The following is a 15916-nucleotide window of genomic DNA, read 5'->3' on the forward strand; positions in this document are numbered from 1 at the left end:
GCACGCCCGCGCCGGCGTCACGACACCATCCGGCGCAGCGTCCGCGTCGTGACCGCCAGCCCCGCCGTCACCGCCGCGAGGAGGGTGCCGGCGACGGCGGTCGCCAGGGTGGCGGCGTTCAGGTGCAGGGTCACGTCGGAGGAGGTGGACTCCGCGAGGCCGGACGCCATGCCGGCCAACGGGGCCAGCGGCACGAGGAGGCCGAGGGCGGCGCCGACGGTGACGATCAGGGCCGTCTCGCCCGCGGAGAGCAGCAGGAGTTGGCGGTCGGTGGCGCCCGCGGACTTCATCACGGCGAGGTCGCGGCGCCGGCCGTGGGCGGCCATGGCCATGCTGTTGGCCACGGCGATGACGCCGTAGCCGACCGCGATCACGATGAGCAGGGCGGCGAGGCTGTCGGTCAGCCGGGCGTCGGTCTCGTAGTCGGCCAGCGCGTACGCGGCGGCGTCGTGCAGCGCGGTGCCGGGGACGGAGTCGGTGGCCTCGGCGTCGCCGGGGACGAAGATGTCGTCGGTGAGGGCGGCCGGGTCGTGGGCCCGGACCAGGTCGCGGGCGACCACGAAGTCGCCGCGGGCCGGATCGTCCGGCAGGACCGCCCCGACGCGCAGCCCGACGACGGCGCCGTCGGCGAAGCGGACGGAGACGTACTGGCCCTGCTTCAAGCCCAGTTGACCGGCGACGCGTGCGCCGAGCACGGCCTCGCCCGGCCTGCTCCACCTGCGGTCCCGGCTGCCCAGGACGTCCAGGACGGTCGCGTCCCCCTCCGCCCCTCCGAGGACGAAGGCGCGCGTCGGCAGGGCGGCCTTGCCCACCGGGTGGGCGGCGACCACCTCGTCGGTGTGGCCGGGGGTGCCGTCCGGGGTGACGATCGTCTGCCCCGCGACCTTGAGCGCCTCGCCCGCCGGGTAGGCGACCCGCATCGTCTCGACCATGCCGCTGAGCAGCACCGCGAAGCCGACGGCGGCGACGACGGGGGCCACCAAGGAGGCGGCACGGCCGGGGTGGGCGGTCGGCTCCGCCCGGATCAGGACCGGCCCGGCGGCGCCGGAGCGCCGGAACGGCGCGGTCAGCAGACGGCCGAGGGGCCCGACGAGCACGGGAGCGAGCAGGGCCGCCGCGACGATGAGGGCCATGGTGGCGGCGAGCGCCGCGCTGATGCGGTTCTCGGCACTGGCCACGGCGGTGCCGAGGGCCAGCAGGACACCGGTGCCGAGGACCCCGAGGCCGGCGATCCACCGGCCGCGTCCCATCCCCCGCTGCGCGTCAGGGCTTTCGAACAGCGCCTCGACGGGGGCGACGCGGGCGGCCCTCCGCCCGGCGGCCCAGGCCCCCGCCGTGCTGACCCCGACGCCGATGGCGCAGGCGGTGAGCAGCGGCCAGGCGGCGACGGTGAGCCGCATGTCCGGCGGGATCACGTCCAACCGGTCGAGAATCGACCGGAGAAGCGGGGCGCCGGCCACGCCGGCCGCGCAGCCGGCGAGCGAGCCGAGCAGGCCGACGACCGCCGCCTCGCCGAGGATCATGCGGTGGATCTGGCCCGGGGCGGCGCCGAGGGTGCGCAGGAGTCCGAGTTCGCGGCGGCGCAGCCCGGTCGCGAGCACCAGCATGGAGGCGACGACGAACACCGTGGTGAACAGGGCGAGTACGGCCATGGCGCCGATGAGCTGGGTGCCCAGGAAGCGGCGGTGCTCGACGTGCGCGGGCTGGAGTTCGGCGCGGGCGTCGCCGACGACGAGGCTGCCGCTCCCGCCGAGCGCCCTGCGGGCGGCGGCGGCGAGCGCGCCGGTGTCGGCGCCGGGTTCGGCGATCAGGGCGACGGCGCGGACGCCGGGCTGCTGCCGGGCGGCGAACGTCTCGCTGAAGTAGTAGCCGGGGCCGTCCACGGTGCCGACGACGGTGAACCGCGTGCGGCCCTGCGCCAGGTTGACGGTGAGTGCGCCGCCGACGGGCACTCCGAGGGCCTGGTCCACGACGACCTCGTGCTCGCCGCGCGGGGCCCGGCCGACGACCAGTTCGTACGGCGCGGTCCGTACGCCGGACCAGCCGTGGCCGGCCTCCAGGGCGCCGTCGTCGGCGACGGGCTCGCCGTCCACGATCGCCTGGGCGTAGAAGGCGCGGTCCGGTACGGCGGCGGCGACGCCCGGGACCCGGTCGAGCGCGGTGAGCAGCGGTCCGGCCTCGGCCGCGCTCCACGGGATGCGGTCCTCGGGGCTGCCGTCGAGGTCCCGGGCCTGCGGGGGCAGGGCCAGGGCGGCGGTGCCGGCGTGGCGCGGCTGGACCCGGGGACGGGCGGAGTCGTGAACGACGAGGGTGGCGGTGATGAGGGCGACGCCGACCAGGACGGCGACGAAGGCGCCGAGGAACGCGGAGCGGCGTTCGCGTACGTTCGCGAGGATCAGCATCACGCCTCCAGCCGGGCCATGTGGGCGGCGATCCGGGCGGCGTCCGCGCCGCCTGCGCCGTCCGCGCCGCCCGCACCGTCCGCGCCGCGGTCGAGCGGGAGGCGGTCGGCGATGCGGCCGTCCTTGAGGAAGACCACGACGTCGGCGGTGGCCGCGGCCACGGGATCGTGGGTGACCATGAGGGTGGTCTGGCCCTCCTCGTCGACGAGCATCCGCATCATCCGCAGCACCTCGTGGGAGGTGACGGTGTCCAGGGCGCCGGTCGGCTCGTCCGCGAACAGGACGTCGGGGCGGGTGACGAGGGCCCGGGCGAGGGCCACGCGCTGCTGCTGACCGCCGGACAGCTCGCTGGGGCGGTGCCCGGCGCGCTCGGTCAGGCCCACCGCGGCGAGCGCCCGCGCGACCTGTTCGCGGCCGACCCTGCGGCCGGCGAACCGGGACGGCAGCTCGACGTTCTGCGCGGCGGTGAGGGATTCGACGAGGTTGAAGGCCTGGAAGACGAATCCGACGTGGTCGCGGCGGAGCCGGGTCCGCTGCGTCTCGCTCTGCCGGCCGATGTCCGCTCCGGCGAGGATCACGCGGCCCTCGGTCGGCCGCTCCAGTCCGGCGGCGCACTGCAGCAGGGTCGACTTGCCGGAGCCGGAGGGGCCCATGATGGCGGTGAAGGTGCCACGGGGGAAGGCGAGGGAGACGTCGTCGAGGGCGGTCACGCGGTGGTCGCCGGCGCCGTGGACCTTGCGTACGCCGTGGAGTTCGACCGCGTTCCGCTCGGGGGTTCGTGTTGTCGTCGTCATGGGTCGATTCCACGGCCCGGGGGCGGGCCGGCGCACTGATCCGCACTCCACCTCGGAGGTAGAGCCAGCTCTACCGCGCCGCCGGAGCGGCCCGGCTACGGTGAACCCCATGCGTCCTACAACGGCCTGGCAGGCCATGGCTCAGCGTCCCCTGAGCTTCCTCACGTCGAGCTGGCCCTGGCGGTCGCTGGCCTACCTGGTCGGCGGCGTCGTGGTCGGCGCGGCGGCGGTGCTGGTCTTCGGTCTCGGGCTGGCCGCGGGTGTCGCCCTGCTCGTCGTGCTGATCGGCGTCGCGCCGCTGGCCGGACTGGTGCTGGCGTCCACGGCGGTGGCCCGGGTGGAGCGCCACCGGCTGCGCCTCGTGGACCTGGACGTGGTGGCCGACCCGCACCGGACGCCGAACGGCCCGGGCCTGCGGGCCTGGGCGGCGACGCGGTTGAAGGAGCAGGCGACGTGGCGGGAGCTGATGTTCACGATGCTGTCGGCTGCGGCGCTGTGGTGGCTGGACCTGCTGGTGCTGCTCTTCTCCTTCGGGGTGCCCGCCGTGACGTTCGCCGCGACCGACCGGCACACCTGGCCGTGGACGGTGTTCGGGGCGGTCGTGCTGCTCGCCTCGCCGTACACGGTGACCTCCTGGGCCGGCGCGCGGGCCGCCATGTCCCGTACGTTCCTGGCCCCGCGCGACAGGGAGCTCGGCGAGGAGCTGCGCGAGGTGCGGGCCTCGCAGGCGCGGCTGCTGGACTCCTTCGACGCGGAACGGGTGCGCATCGAGCGGGACCTGCACGACGGGGCGCAACAGCGGCTTGTGTCATTGGGGATGACACTGGGTCTGATGCGCCTGGAGGTCGCCGAGGGCTCCCCGCAGGCGGAACTGCTGACCCGGGCGGAGGACCAGCTGTCCACGGCGCACCGGGAGTTGCGGGCGCTGATCCGCGGGCTCAATCCGCCGGTGCTCGCCGACCACGGGCTGGTCGCGGCGGTCGAGGACTACGCCGGACGGTTCCCGATCCCGGTGACGGTGGACCTGAAGCTGCCCGAGCGGCTGCCGAGGAAGCTCGAGACGACGATGTACTACCTGATCAACGAGGCCCTGACGAACATCGCCCGGCACAGCGGGGCGAGCCGCGCCCAGGTGCGCGGTCGCCACCATGCCGACCTGCTGATCCTCGACATCACGGACGACGGTCGCGGCGGCGTGGATCCCGCATCCGGCACGGGCGTGACCGGGCTCGCGGACCGGGTCACGGCGCTCGACGGGCGGATGCGGGTGTCGAGCCCGGTGGGCGGTCCCACCCTGCTGCACGTGGAGGTGCCGTGTCGCTTCGTCTGATCGTGGCCGAGGACGCCGTCCTGCTGCGCGAGGGCCTGGTCGGACTCCTCGAACGGGTCGGCCACCGGGTGGTGGCGGCGGTCGGGGACGCGGACGCGCTGGTCGAGGCGGTGCGCGCCGAGCGGCCGGATCTGATCGTCACCGACGTGCGGATGCCGCCGTCGCTCGGCGACGACGGGCTGCGCGCCGCGGTGGGGCTGCGCGAGGAGTTCCCGGGACTGCCGGTGCTCGTGCTCAGCCAGTACGTGGAACGCTCGTACGCCCTGCGGCTGCTCGACTCGGGCGGCGGGGCCGGGGTGGGCTATCTGCTGAAGGAACGGGTGGGCGCGGTCGCCGAGTTCATGGCCGCGGTGGAGCGGGTGGCCGCCGGGGGGACGGCGGTGGACCCGGAGGTCGTCCTCCAGCTGGTGCGGCTGCGCCAGGACCCGCTGGAGCGGCTGAGCGCCCGGGAGCGCGAGGTGCTCGGGCTGATCGCGGAGGGCCGCTCCAACGCGAACCTGGCGGCGCAGTTGTTCATCAGCGAGGCGGCCGTGAACAAGCACATCGGCAACATCTTCGCGAAGCTGGACCTGCCGGTGGACACGGACGGCCACCGGCGGGTGCTCGCGGTCCTCGCCTATCTGCGGGCGTGACGGGGCCTCCTCGACCGCGCCTGCCTGCCTGCCGACGGGACCGGGGCGCCAACCTCCTCCCAGGCGGGCCGGATCAGGGGCGGGGTACGGCCGCGGTGAGGGCGCGCCAGGTGGGGGTGTCGACGGTGCCGGTGGCGGGCAGGCCGCTCCGGGTCTGGAAGTCGGAGACGGCGCGGTGGGTGGCCGTCGTGTAGACGCCGGTGATGTCGGCGGGGAGACCCGCCCGGGCCAGGAGGTCCTGGACCGCCTCGACCGCGGGGCCCTTGTCGCCCGGGGCGACCGGGCGTACGAGCATGGGCCAGGTCCGCTCCCCCACCTTGCCGTCCGGCTGCAGGCCCCGGGTGCGCTGGAAGGCGATCACCTGCCGGCGGGTCTCCGGGCCGAAGATGCCGTCGGCGTCCAGGCGGTGACCGTCGGCGCGGAGGAGGCGCTGGACCGTCCAGGTGAGCGAGCCCTTCTCCCCCAGTCTCACCAGCGGCCAGCGGGAGAGAGCGGCCGGTCCCGCGGCCGCGGCGACGGGGCGGTCATGCGGGCCGGTGGGCGGCTGCCGGTAGCTGAGGACCGCCCAGGAGGCGAGGGCGATGCTCACCGTCACGGCCGTCACCAGGGCCGCGCGCCACAGGTGGTGCGGCGCGGTCCAGACGCGCGGCAGCGGGGACGGGGGCTCCGCCAACGCGGGCGGCTCCAACGTGAGGTGCCCGCCGGACGCCGCTTCGGCCAGCGCCAGGGCCCTGGGCAGTTCGTCGGGCGGCGCGGCCAGTGAGGCGTGCAGCGCCTGGACGACGTCCTTGGGGGCGGTCGAGGGGTGCGCCGGGTTCAGGTAGCGGGACAGGGTCGTCTGGTTGACGCCCGCCCTGCGGGCGAGGGACTCCTGCGTGGGCTTCCTGCCGCCCTCGTCCGCGGCGGCCTCCCACCACGCGCGTAACAACAGTGCCAGTTCCTGCCCCGCGCCGCCCGCCGTGCGGTGCGGCCGTGCCTCGACCATCGGTTCCTCCGAGCTTCGCCGTACGTGCATCACCGCACGTCAGCGCCCTGCATCTGTGCATGCATCATCACGCATCGGCGCATGCCGCATGGCGCGCCGCAGGGCGGTCCGCGGCGGGCAGGGTTGTCCTCGGCGGCTCGCACCGACCGGTCCGGAAGGCCCGACGACAGGGCGATATGCCCGTGGCAAGTGCTGTCGGAATTGCCGTGGCCGGCGCGCGTCGCCTCTCCCGCAAACCCCCTAAGGAGTGATCACCATGTCCGTGTCGTCACCTCTGCGTGTCCGTGCCACCGCGATCGGGCTCGGCGCCCTGGCCCTCGTCACCACGGCCGTCGCCGCGGCTCCCGGCGGGCAGGCCGCCGCGCCGGCGGAGCGGGGCCGGCCCGCGGCGGCCGGCGTCGTCACGACGCTGAAGTTCGTCAGGAACGGGAGCGACCCGCAGAACTCCCGGCTCTACGTCGTGCGGGGCGGCCGGTCCGTGGCCGAGTTCCGGGCGGGGTCCGGTCTCGGCAAGGCGCACGCGAACGGCCGCAAGGAGTGCAAGCGAGGCCAGGGCTGGCTGCCTCGCGGCACGTACAAGGTCGGCAGGGCGCAGACGCGTTACAACGGGAACGTCATCAAGGGCTACGCGATCCCGCTGAGCGACAAAAAGTGCAACGACGGCCGCACGCCGCGGACCGAGCTGTTCATCCACAGCGAGATGACCCGGGACGGAGGGCAGGGCCGTACGGAGAGCCGGCGCTGGGACGGGGTCGGCGACTACAAGTCCGCGGGCTGCATCAAGCTGGCCCCCAACGACATCAAGAAGCTGTTCCGGAACCTCAGCCGCTATCCGGCGCCCACGCGGCTGACGGTGGTCTGAGCCGGAGGTCCGGGGTGCGCCCGTACGGCGGCGGGCGCACCCCTCGGGCGTGGCGGCACGCCGGTCGCGCCAGGCCCCGGGTTCGAGCCGGGGGTTCTGGGAGGATGTGCGGCGTGACGAGGCTGAGCGGGCGGGCGCTGCGTGTGACGATCTTCCTCGGGGACAACGACCTCTGGCACCACCGGCCGCTGTACACCGAGATCGTGCACCGCGCCCATCAGGCGGGCCTCGCCGGCGCGTCGGTGTTCCGGGGCGTCGAGGGGTTCGGCGCCTCCTCCCGGGTCCACACCGCCCGCCTCCTGTCGCTGAACGAGAACCTCCCGGTGGCGGTGGTCATCGTCGACGAGGAGCGCCGGGTACGGGCGTTCCTCCCCCAGCTGGACGAACTCGTCGGCGGGGCCCTGGTGACGCTGGACACCTGCGAGGTCGTCCACCACACCGCACGCGAGGACTAGCCACCCGCCCGGCTACGCGGCCGGCTGCCCGCGGCCGATCGCGGACATGCCGGCGGCGTTCTGACGGCTCCTCAGCGTCGGACCCCCGACAAGTACGCGGACAGGGTCGTGATGGCCGCCGGGTTGCGGGGGCTTTCGACGAGGTCGACGTAGTCGAGGGTGACGATGCGGCGGTGTTTGACGGCGGAGACCTGGGCGAGGGGCGGGTGGGAGAGGAGGAAGGCGCGTTTCTGGGCGGCGGTGGTGTCGCCGTAGTCGTTGATGACGATGACGTCCGGGTCGCGGGCGACGATCGTCTCCCAGCCGACCGTCGTCCAGGAGTCGGCGAGGTCGGCCATGAGGTGGTTGCCGCCGGCCTTGGTGATGATGTCGTGGGGGGCGGCGTAGCGGCCGGAGGTGAAGGGTTTGTCCTGGCCGCTGTCGTAGAGGAAGACGGTGGGGCGGGCCGCGCCGCGCGGGGCCTCGGCCTGGGCGCGGGCGACCTGCTGCTTGAAGTCCGCGACGAGCTTCTGGGCGCGCCGTTCGACGCCGAAGAGCTTCCCCAGGTTGGTCAGGTCGGTGTAGAGCGCGTCGAGGGGCGGCATGATGCCGCGCGTCGCGCCCGGGCCGTTGCGGCAGGACTCCGTCAGGACGTACGTGTCGACGCCGAGGCGGCGCAGGGAGTCGGGGGTGAGGCCGTTGTCCTCGCCGAAGCCGTAGTTCCAGCCGGCGAACACCAGGTCGGCGCGGGCGTCGAGGACGAGTTCCTTGGTGATGGCGTCCTTTGACAGCCACTTCGCCCGGTCGTACCCGCCCTTCCAGGGCACCTTCGACAGGTCGCCGCGGTCGTCCGGCATCACGTAGCCGGCCATCCGGTCCTCCAGGCCGAGGGCGAACATGAGCTCGGTGATGCCGACGTCGTTGGTGACGACCCGTTCGGGGCGCTTGGCGTACGTGACCGCGCGGCCGCAGTTCTCGAGGGTGACCGCCGCCGGGCGGTCGTCGCGGGCGGCTCCTTCCGGGGGTGCGACCCGCGCGCCGCAGCCCGTCAGGGTGAGGGCGAGCGCGAGGGCCGCCGCCGCGCACGCGGTGGGCCGGAAAGCGGGACGGGTCATGGGGTTTCCACCTGTTCGTGGTCGGTGAGGCGGTCGAAGAGGAGCTGGACGGCGCCGGTCTCCGGGTGCCGTACGCGGTGCGCGCGGACGCCGAACACCTCGGCGAGCAGCTCCGGCCCGAGGACGTCGTGCGGCGGGCCGGAGGCGACGAGGCGCCCGTCGGCGATCACGTACAGGAGGTCGCAGTGCCGCGCCGCGAGGTTGAGGTCGTGCAGGGCCACCAGGACCGTCGGGCCGAGGCCGCGGACGAGCGTCAGGACCTCCAGCTGCTGGGCGATGTCGAGGTGGTTGGTCGGCTCGTCGAGGACGAGGACCCGGGGCTGCTGGGCGAGGGCGCGGGCGATGAGCACGCGTTGCCGCTCGCCGCCGGAGAGGGTGAGGAAGCCGCGGTCCGCCAGGTGGGCGGCGCCGACCCGTTCCAGGGCCCGCCCGCAGATCACCGCGTCGTCCGCGCCGGCGCGGCCCATGGCCCCTCGGCGGTGCGGCAGCCGGCCCATGGCGACCACCTCGGCCACCGAGAAGTCGAACTCGGAGGAGGAGTCCTGCGGCAGCGCGGCGAGACGCCGGGCGCCCTCCCGCGGGTCCATCGCGTGCAGGTCCTCGCCGTCGAGGCGGACGGCGCCGGCGGCGGGGCGCAGCGCCCGGTACACGCAGCGCAGGAGTGTGGACTTGCCGCTGCCGTTGGGCCCGACGAGGCCCACGACCTGTCCGGCGGCGGCGTGCAGGGTGACGTCCCGCACGAGGCGCGCCCCCGCGACCTCGACGGAGAGGTCGTCGATGTCGATCCGCATCAGCGGCCTCCGAACGCGTAGCCGCGGCGGCGCAGGAGCAGCAGGAAGCACGGCACGCCGATCACCGCCGTGATCACGCCGACCGGCAGTTCGGCGGGGGCGAGCAGCAGCCGGGAGACGACGTCCACCCAGACCAGCAGGACCGCGCCGGCGAGGGGTGCGACGGCCAGGACCCGCCGGTGGTCGGCGCCGACGAGCATCCGGACGAGGTGGGGGACCATCAGGCCGACGAAGCCGATCGCGCCGCTGACGGCCACGACCGTCCCGGTGACGCCGGCGGTGACGACGAACAGTTCGCGGCGCAGCCGTCCGGCGTCCACGCCGAGCGCGGCCGCGGTCTCGTCGCCCATGGCGAGGGCGTTCAGCCGTCCGGCGGCGAGCAGGAGGTACGTGGTGCCGGCGAGCACCGTCGCGGCGGCGATCGGCACCGAGCCCCAGGTCGCGCCGCCGAGGCTGCCCAGGAGCCACATCATCGCGGCGCGGGCCGCCTCGCCGTGCTCCGCGCCGAACACCATGAGCGTGGTCACCGCGGAGAAGCCGTAGCTCATGGCCGTGCCGGTGAGGACGAGACGCAGGGGCGTGAGGCCGTGTGCGGTGCGCGCGGCGGCGTACACCAGGGCCATGGCGGCGAGCGCGGAGCCGAACGCCGCGACAGACAGGGCCCAGACGCCGAGCGCCGCGAAGGCGCCGAGGAGGATCACGGCGTTCGCGCCGACCGCCGCGCCGGAGGAGATGCCGAGCACGAAGGGGTCGGCGAGCGCGTTGCGGACCATGGCCTGCACCGCGACGCCGGCCACGGCCAGGCCCGCGCCAACGACGGCGGCGAGGACGGTGCGGGGCAGCCGGATCTCCCAGACGATCGTGTACGCGGCCACCTCGTCGGCGCGGATCGTCCCGCCGGTCAGCCCGGCGCGGAGGAGCGCGAGGGCCTCTCCCGGGGTCACGTCCGACGCGCCCAGCGCGACGGCGCACAGCACGGAGAGCAGCAGGGCCGCCGCCAGACCCGTCGTCAGGGGCGCCGTCCGGAACCGCCGGAGAGGAGCGGCAGGCGGGTCGGGAGGGGCGGGACCGGCCTCGGGGGGCGCGGACGTCGTCACGGGCGGTCCTTCGTCTCGGGCCGCGTCCGGACGTACGAGGCGGCCCGCGGCCCGTGGGGACGGGGAGGTCCGCGAGGCATCCCCGGTCGCAGTCCACGGCGAGTGGTGGGAAATGCTGCCGTCCCCCGGGCGATCGGGCTCGTACGGGGCGGTCGTCGTGCGGCCGCTCGTACACACCGTTGCGGGTCAGCGCCGGATTCTCACCGGACTTCCCCCACGGGACGCGCTCGCAGCGTAGCAAGGGCGGGGAGCGGTACCCGTCCGAGCGCGGTGTGATCTACAGCGCCCCCGTGGGCCGCCCGCAGGTGGGCTTCGGCATACTGCCCCGCATGTCCGTCTCCGACGTGTCCCTCGACGAGTGGCTCCGCTGCGAGCACGGTGCCGCCCTGACCATCGCGAAGGCCGCCGCGCGGCGGGTGGGCGGGACGGTGATGTCCGTGAGCCGCCGGGAGTGGGCCGGCCGGGCCGCGTTCCGGGCCGAGATCGAGGTCGGCGGGGAGCCGTTCGTCTTCGTCCCGGGCGGGGAGGTGCGGCTCGGGTTCGACGCGGCCGCCTGGACGCCGACCGACGACGAGGTCCTGTCGTACCTGGGGAGTTACCGCGCCCTCGACCCGTTGCCGGCGTACGGCTACGAGACCGTCGACGACCGGGACGAGGCGCGGGCGCTGTGGGACGACGGGACGGTCGACGAGATGCGGGCCCATGTCGCCGCCCTCACGTCGCCGCCGCGCGTCGTGTCCCTGAACGCGTTCCTCGCCGCTCCCCGGGCGCACGAGGCCGGAGTGACACCGGCCCCCTTCGACCACCCGGTGATCGCCCGGCTGGTCGAGGAGTGGCGGCCCGGACTCCAGGAGCGCGTCGGCGACTTCGCGTTGCCGGAGGACGACACCCGCACGTGCGGGCGGGTGCGGTTCGACGACGAAGGCCGTCCCACGGCCGCCTGGCTGGCGGCCCACACGACGTACGAGGGCGTCACCCACGGGCTCGCCCAGGCCGGCCGGCGGCTGCCCACCCCGGACGAGTGGGAGCACGCCTACGCGTACGGGTCACGCGGTCTGTTTCCCTGGGGGGACCGGGTGCCGACGCAGTGGCTGGAGGACGAGAACGTCCTCGTCACGCCCGACGGCGTCCACTTCGCGGCGGACGCGCCGGCGCTGTACATGGCGCAGAGCTCGTACAAGTGGGAGCTGACCACCGACCGCCGCGAGGTGCGCGGCGCGGCCGGCGGCGGGGCGTCCTGCGGCGGGGAGACGGAGTTCGGGCAGTTCCTGATCCTCGCGAGCGCGTACCGCGATCCCGAGCAGGGCGCGTACGTCGGCGGGCGTCCGCACACGCGGGGCACGCTCGTCAGGCCGGTCGTTCCGCTGGGCTGACGGGCCCCCGACGCGCGCTCGCGGAGCCGGTGTCGTACCGGTCGGCGTCGTAGTCGGCGGTGCCCGAGGCGAGGTGGCCGCCGAGGCCGAGCAGCAGCAGGAGCCACACCAGGGCCTGCGCGCCCGTGCCGAGGACGAGCGGCCGGGTCGCGGAGGGGGCGCGGTGGGCGGCGGGCGCGGGCGGGTCGCCGAGGATGCCCTTGGGGTACACGGGCGTCAGCAGGGACAGGTAGGCGGAGAGCCGCATCCGGTACCGGACGACGGCGGCCGTGGCGCCGAACACCGGGCCGGGCAACCGGCCCAGGACCAGGGCGATCAGCCAGAACACCCAGCAGATCGTGAGCCAGCCGGTCGAGGCGAGGCTGCTGACGATCGCGGCGGGGATCACGAGGATCAGCCGGAAGAACACCGCGAGCCGGTTCAGCGGGCTCTGGCGCAGCTCGATCCGCACCGGATGATCGGGGGCGTCGAAGGCGAACGGCGGGTAGCGGTCGACGAGGAGGGCGGCACTGGCCGAGACGCGGGTCTGGTAGGCGAGGAATCCGCCGAGGAAGCGCGCGATCGGGTCGGGCAGCCGGCCGAGGACCAGGGCGGCGAACCAGCCGGCGACGGTGACGAAGAAGGCGGCCAGGGACAGCAGGACGACGGCGACGAACTGGGGCAGGAGCAGCAGCCAGCGCAGCAGGATCGTCCAGCGCCGCTGCCGGCCGGGGGCGGGCACGTCGAGCGCGGGGCGCCATTCGCCGTTGTCGGCGCCGTCCGGGGAGCGCGGTTCCCAAGCTGTCGTCACGGCGGCCTCCGCAGGGGTCCAGGGGTTGCCTCGATGCTGGCCCGGTCGGGCGCCGCCCGCACCGCCGCGGGGGCCACAGGGGTCACGGCCGGTGCCGTGGGAGCGCGGGCGGCCGGGATAATGACGGCGGATCGACGGAGGGGCGAGGGACCGATGACGCTGGAAGCGGGCCGACGGGTGCGGCTGGTGGCGGAACTCAGGCTGGCCGGGGCGGTGGTCCCGGCCGGGGACGCGCCGGAGGCGGCCGCGTTCGCCGGGTCGCTGTCCCTGGCGGCCGGGGCCGAGGGCACGGTCGAGCGCGTGGACGAGCCCAGGGAGGCGGAGCCGGGCCACGACGTGCGCGAGTACGAGCGGCTCGCCTCGCTCCTGGACGGCTACGGCTCCCAGATGCCGCCGGCGAGCCGGCAGCGGCTCGTGGAGGAGCTGGCGTCGCTGAAGCCCGCGTGGGAGGCGTACCAGGAGCGGAGGCGTCCCGGATCGACGCTCCGCGTCCGTCTGGACAACGGTCTGGTGCTCGGCGACGTTCCCGAGGACGTGTTCGCCGCCCTCTGACCGGCGGCTTCGGCCGGCGGCGCGGCACGGTCCGGCGGCGGGAGCCGGCGCGGCGCGCGCACCGAGGACGGGGCCGGGCGGCGCCCTTTCCCGCGCGCGGGGGCGTACCCGTGGGCCCGGCTGGGCGAGCAGCGGTGGCAGGGCGGTTGCGGCGCTCTTAGCTTCGGCCCTATGACGAAACGACAGATCTCCTGCCTGGCCTGCGCCACGGCCGTCGTGGCCACGGCGCTCGCCGCCGCCGTCCCGACCGCCGTCGCCCTGCCCGCCGGTCCGAAGGTGCACCTGGTCAAGGCCGGTGCCTCCATCCAGAAGGCCGTGGACGCGGCGCAGCCCGGCGACACCGTCCTGCTCGCGCCCGGCACGTACCGCCAGAGCGTCCGCATCACCACCTCGAACCTGACCCTGCGCGGCTCCGGTGCGCTGGCCACCGTCCTCGTGCCCGCCACCGGCGCGGCCGCGGACGACGCGTGCGCCAAGGCCGGCAACGGCATCTGCGTGACCGGGAAGGAGGGCGCGCCGGTCACGGGCGTGACCGTGCGGGGGCTGACGCTGCGCGGCTACACGGCCAGCGGCCTGTGGGCCACGCGGACCGACGGGCTGAAGGTGCGGCAGGTGGTCGCCGAGAAGAACGGCAAGTGGGGCCTGGGCCAGGAGCGGTCCGTCCGTGGCTCGTTCACCCACAACGTGGCCCGGGACAACGGCGACGCAGGGCTGTTCGTGGCCAACACCGTCGACCGGGAGCACGGATCCACCGACGCCGAGGGCACCACGATCGGCCGCAACCGCATCACCGGCAACCGGATCGGCGTGACCGTGCGCCGGCTGCGCGACGTGACCGTCGAGCGCAACGTGGTGACCGGCAACTGCGCCGGCGTGTTCGTGGTGGGCGACGAGTCGCGGCCCCGGGCGGCGGCGAAGGTGCTCCGCAACGAGGTGCGCGCCAACAACAAGCACTGCCCGGCGACGCCGCGGCTCCCGTTCCTGCAGGGCTCGGGGATCGTGCTCACCGGCGCCGAGGAGACGCTGGTGGAGCGGAACCGGGTCGTGGACAACGTGGGCGCGTCCCCGCTCTCCGGCGGCATCGTGCTGTTCAAGAGCTTCGTCGGCGCGGTCAACGAGCAGAACCAGATCCGCGACAACGTGGTGCTCGGCAACAGCACCGCCGACCTCGCCGACCGCGACACCGGCAAGGGCAACGCGTTCACCGGCAACCGGTGCGCGGTCTCCGAGCCGGCCGGGATGTGCTGACCTCTCGCCCCACCGACCCCTCCCCGCGCACAGCAAAGGCAAGGCCACAGATGACGACGATCGATCCGGCTCCCCCGCCGCCCATGCGGCTGCGGGAGCTCGTCTTCGGGGCGGCGTGCGCCGCCGCCGTACGCGCGGCCGCCCGGCTGGGCGTCGCGGACGCCCTGGGCGACTCGCCCATGACGGCGGAGGATCTGGCGGCGGCGGTGAAGACCGAGCCGCGGACCCTGCGCCGGCTGCTGCGCGCCCTGGCCTGCCAGGGTGTGTTCGCGGAGCAGCCCGACGGCGCGTTCGGGCACACGGAGATGTCCCGGCTGCTGCGCGAGGACGATCCGCAGAGTCTGCGGTACATCGCCCTGTGGTGCACCGAGCCGTGGACGTGGGACGTGTGGCCGCAGCTGGACGAGGCGGTGCGGTCCGGCCGCCCGGTCTTCGAGGACGTGTACGGGAAGGAGTTCTTCCCGTACCTCCACGAGGACGCGCCCCAGTCGGCCCACGTGTTCAACCGGGCCATGACGACGTCGAGCCGGCAGTCGGCGCAGGACGTCGCCGACCTGCTCGATCTGCGGGGCGTGTCCTCGGTGGCGGACATCGGCGGCGGGCAGGGGCACGTCCTGGCGAGCCTGCTGGAGAAGCACCCGGCGCTGCAGGGCACGCTGGTCGACCTGCCGGGCGTGGTGGAGAACGCCGATCCGCGGCTGCGGGACGGCGGGGCGCTCGCCTCCCGGGTGCGGGTGGTGGCCGGGGACTGCCGTGAGGACATCCCGGTCCGGGCGGACGTGTACATCATCAAGAACATCCTGGAGTGGGACGACGACAGCACCCGCCGGGCGCTGGCCAACGTCCGCAGGGCGGCGCGTCCGGGCGCGCGGGTCGTGGTGATCGAGAACCTCGTGGACGACTCGCCCTCCATGCGGTTCACCACCGCCATGGACCTGCTGCTGCTCCTGAACGTCGGGGGTGCGAAGCACACCCGGGAGAGCCTGGTCGAGCGGCTGACCGGGGCGGGGCTCGCCATCGGCGAGATCCGGCCGGTCAACGCGTATCTGCACGCCTTCGAGTGCACCGTCCCCGGTTAGTCGCCGGGGGAACGTCCCGAGGCCGCCGGTTCCGCGTGTGACGCGGGGCCGGCGGCCTCGGGACTTCTCGGTGCCTGTTCAGCCGCGGGGCGAGCGCTCCCAGCGGTAGAAGCACTGCGCCATCGCGTCCTTGGGGCTGCGCCAGGTCTGCGGGTCGTAGGCGCTGACGTACGCGGCCAGCCGGTCGCTGACGCCGCGGAACTCGGGGTGGCCGGCCAGCTTCGCGATGGCGGGCCCCGGGTCCTGCTGGGCCTCGATGAGGTGCAGGTACACGTCGCCGAACTGGAACAGGCTGCGCCGGTCGACGCCGACCAGGTGCGGCAGTTCGCCCCGGTCGGACTCGGCGAACACGTCGGCGATCGCCGGCGCCGAGCCGGGCGCCATGCGGGCGACGATGAGGGTGTGGTGCATCGAGCGTCCTTCCTGGGGCGT

The 15916-nt window shown here is 74.7% G+C and carries 16 protein-coding genes and 1 riboswitch; of the genes, 8 read left to right on the forward strand and 8 right to left on the reverse strand.

Annotated elements, in window-relative coordinates; translation table 11 throughout:
- Positions 1-17 precede the first annotated feature (17 nt).
- Both ACNJ93_RS00430 and ACNJ93_RS00435 read right to left on the reverse strand, forming a co-directional pair.
- Entirely contained in the window at positions 18-2402 is a 2385-nt protein-coding gene (locus tag ACNJ93_RS00430; RefSeq protein WP_418955261.1) for an FtsX-like permease family protein, read from the reverse strand.
- A complete protein-coding gene (locus ACNJ93_RS00435) occupies positions 2402-3196 on the reverse strand; it encodes an ABC transporter ATP-binding protein (RefSeq protein ID WP_418955262.1) in 795 nt (264 codons plus the stop codon). The genes ACNJ93_RS00430 and ACNJ93_RS00435 overlap by 1 nt, the downstream gene beginning before the upstream one ends.
- Positions 3197-3305: 109 nt before the next feature.
- Between ACNJ93_RS00435 and ACNJ93_RS00440 the strand changes: the two genes are divergently transcribed.
- Together ACNJ93_RS00440 and ACNJ93_RS00445 are read left to right on the forward strand one after the other, a co-directional pair.
- On the forward strand, positions 3306-4526 hold the full coding sequence (locus tag ACNJ93_RS00440) for a sensor histidine kinase (RefSeq protein ID WP_418955263.1): 1221 nt from the start codon (positions 3306-3308) through the stop codon (positions 4524-4526).
- On the forward strand, positions 4526-5158 hold the full coding sequence (locus ACNJ93_RS00445; protein WP_418961271.1) for a response regulator: 633 nt from the start codon (positions 4526-4528) through the stop codon (positions 5156-5158). The genes ACNJ93_RS00440 and ACNJ93_RS00445 overlap by 1 nt, the downstream gene beginning before the upstream one ends.
- Before the next feature lie 73 nt (positions 5159-5231).
- Here the strand turns inward: ACNJ93_RS00445 and ACNJ93_RS00450 are convergent, their stop codons facing one another.
- On the reverse strand, positions 5232-6143 hold the full coding sequence (locus ACNJ93_RS00450; RefSeq protein ID WP_418955264.1) for a peptidoglycan-binding protein: 912 nt from the start codon (positions 6141-6143) through the stop codon (positions 5232-5234).
- A 256-nt stretch (positions 6144-6399) separates the two neighbouring features.
- Between ACNJ93_RS00450 and ACNJ93_RS00455 the strand changes: the two genes are divergently transcribed.
- Positions 6400-7005, forward strand: coding sequence for a L,D-transpeptidase family protein (locus tag ACNJ93_RS00455; RefSeq protein WP_418955265.1), 606 nt, complete (start codon positions 6400-6402; stop codon positions 7003-7005).
- A gap of 113 nt (positions 7006-7118) precedes the next feature.
- The gene (locus tag ACNJ93_RS00460; RefSeq protein WP_418955266.1) at positions 7119-7460 is read left to right on the forward strand and encodes a DUF190 domain-containing protein; all 342 of its coding nucleotides are present in this window, start codon (positions 7119-7121) and stop codon (positions 7458-7460) included.
- 71 nt (positions 7461-7531) lie between these two features.
- Here the strand turns inward: ACNJ93_RS00460 and ACNJ93_RS00465 are convergent, their stop codons facing one another.
- Genes ACNJ93_RS00465 through ACNJ93_RS00475 form a run of 3 tightly spaced genes read right to left on the reverse strand, consistent with a single transcriptional unit; the run spans position 7532 to position 10442 of the window.
- The gene (locus ACNJ93_RS00465) at positions 7532-8554 is read right to left on the reverse strand and encodes an ABC transporter substrate-binding protein (protein WP_418955267.1); all 1023 of its coding nucleotides are present in this window, start codon (positions 8552-8554) and stop codon (positions 7532-7534) included.
- Positions 8551-9345: an ABC transporter ATP-binding protein gene (locus ACNJ93_RS00470; protein ID WP_418955268.1), complete on the reverse strand. Its 795-nt coding sequence runs from the start codon at positions 9343-9345 to the stop codon at positions 8551-8553. The genes ACNJ93_RS00465 and ACNJ93_RS00470 overlap by 4 nt, the downstream gene beginning before the upstream one ends.
- Entirely contained in the window at positions 9345-10442 is a 1098-nt protein-coding gene (locus ACNJ93_RS00475; protein ID WP_418955269.1) for a FecCD family ABC transporter permease, read from the reverse strand. Before ACNJ93_RS00475 ends, ACNJ93_RS00470 begins: the two co-directional genes overlap by 1 nt.
- 127 nt (positions 10443-10569) lie before the next feature.
- A riboswitch (cobalamin riboswitch) is annotated at positions 10570-10657 on the reverse strand.
- A gap of 114 nt (positions 10658-10771) precedes the next feature.
- Here ACNJ93_RS00475 and ACNJ93_RS00480 point away from each other — a divergent pair.
- Complete coding sequence (locus ACNJ93_RS00480) at positions 10772-11815, forward strand: hypothetical protein (RefSeq protein WP_418955270.1); 1044 nt, start codon at positions 10772-10774, stop codon at positions 11813-11815.
- Here ACNJ93_RS00480 and ACNJ93_RS00485 read toward each other — a convergent pair.
- The gene (locus ACNJ93_RS00485) at positions 11790-12605 is read right to left on the reverse strand and encodes a DUF4389 domain-containing protein (RefSeq protein WP_418955271.1); all 816 of its coding nucleotides are present in this window, start codon (positions 12603-12605) and stop codon (positions 11790-11792) included. The genes ACNJ93_RS00480 and ACNJ93_RS00485 overlap by 26 nt on opposite strands.
- A gap of 153 nt (positions 12606-12758) precedes the next feature.
- On the opposite strand from ACNJ93_RS00485, the gene ACNJ93_RS00490 reads away from it, so the two are divergent.
- The 3 genes from ACNJ93_RS00490 to ACNJ93_RS00500 all read left to right on the forward strand — a co-directional run bounded on the left by ACNJ93_RS00490 (position 12759) and on the right by ACNJ93_RS00500 (position 15484).
- Complete coding sequence (locus tag ACNJ93_RS00490; protein WP_418955272.1) at positions 12759-13157, forward strand: hypothetical protein; 399 nt, start codon at positions 12759-12761, stop codon at positions 13155-13157.
- 171 nt (positions 13158-13328) lie between these two features.
- The gene (locus tag ACNJ93_RS00495) at positions 13329-14405 is read left to right on the forward strand and encodes a right-handed parallel beta-helix repeat-containing protein (protein WP_418955273.1); all 1077 of its coding nucleotides are present in this window, start codon (positions 13329-13331) and stop codon (positions 14403-14405) included.
- Between the two features lie 50 nt (positions 14406-14455).
- Complete coding sequence (locus ACNJ93_RS00500; protein ID WP_418955274.1) at positions 14456-15484, forward strand: methyltransferase; 1029 nt, start codon at positions 14456-14458, stop codon at positions 15482-15484.
- A 78-nt stretch (positions 15485-15562) separates the two neighbouring features.
- On the opposite strand, the gene ACNJ93_RS00505 is transcribed toward ACNJ93_RS00500, so the two are convergent.
- On the reverse strand, positions 15563-15895 hold the full coding sequence (locus tag ACNJ93_RS00505; protein WP_418955275.1) for a TcmI family type II polyketide cyclase: 333 nt from the start codon (positions 15893-15895) through the stop codon (positions 15563-15565).
- Positions 15896-15916 lie beyond the last annotated feature (21 nt).

The organism is Streptomyces tritici (genome assembly GCF_048500665.1).
Classification (GTDB): domain Bacteria; phylum Actinomycetota; class Actinomycetes; order Streptomycetales; family Streptomycetaceae; genus Streptomyces; species Streptomyces tritici.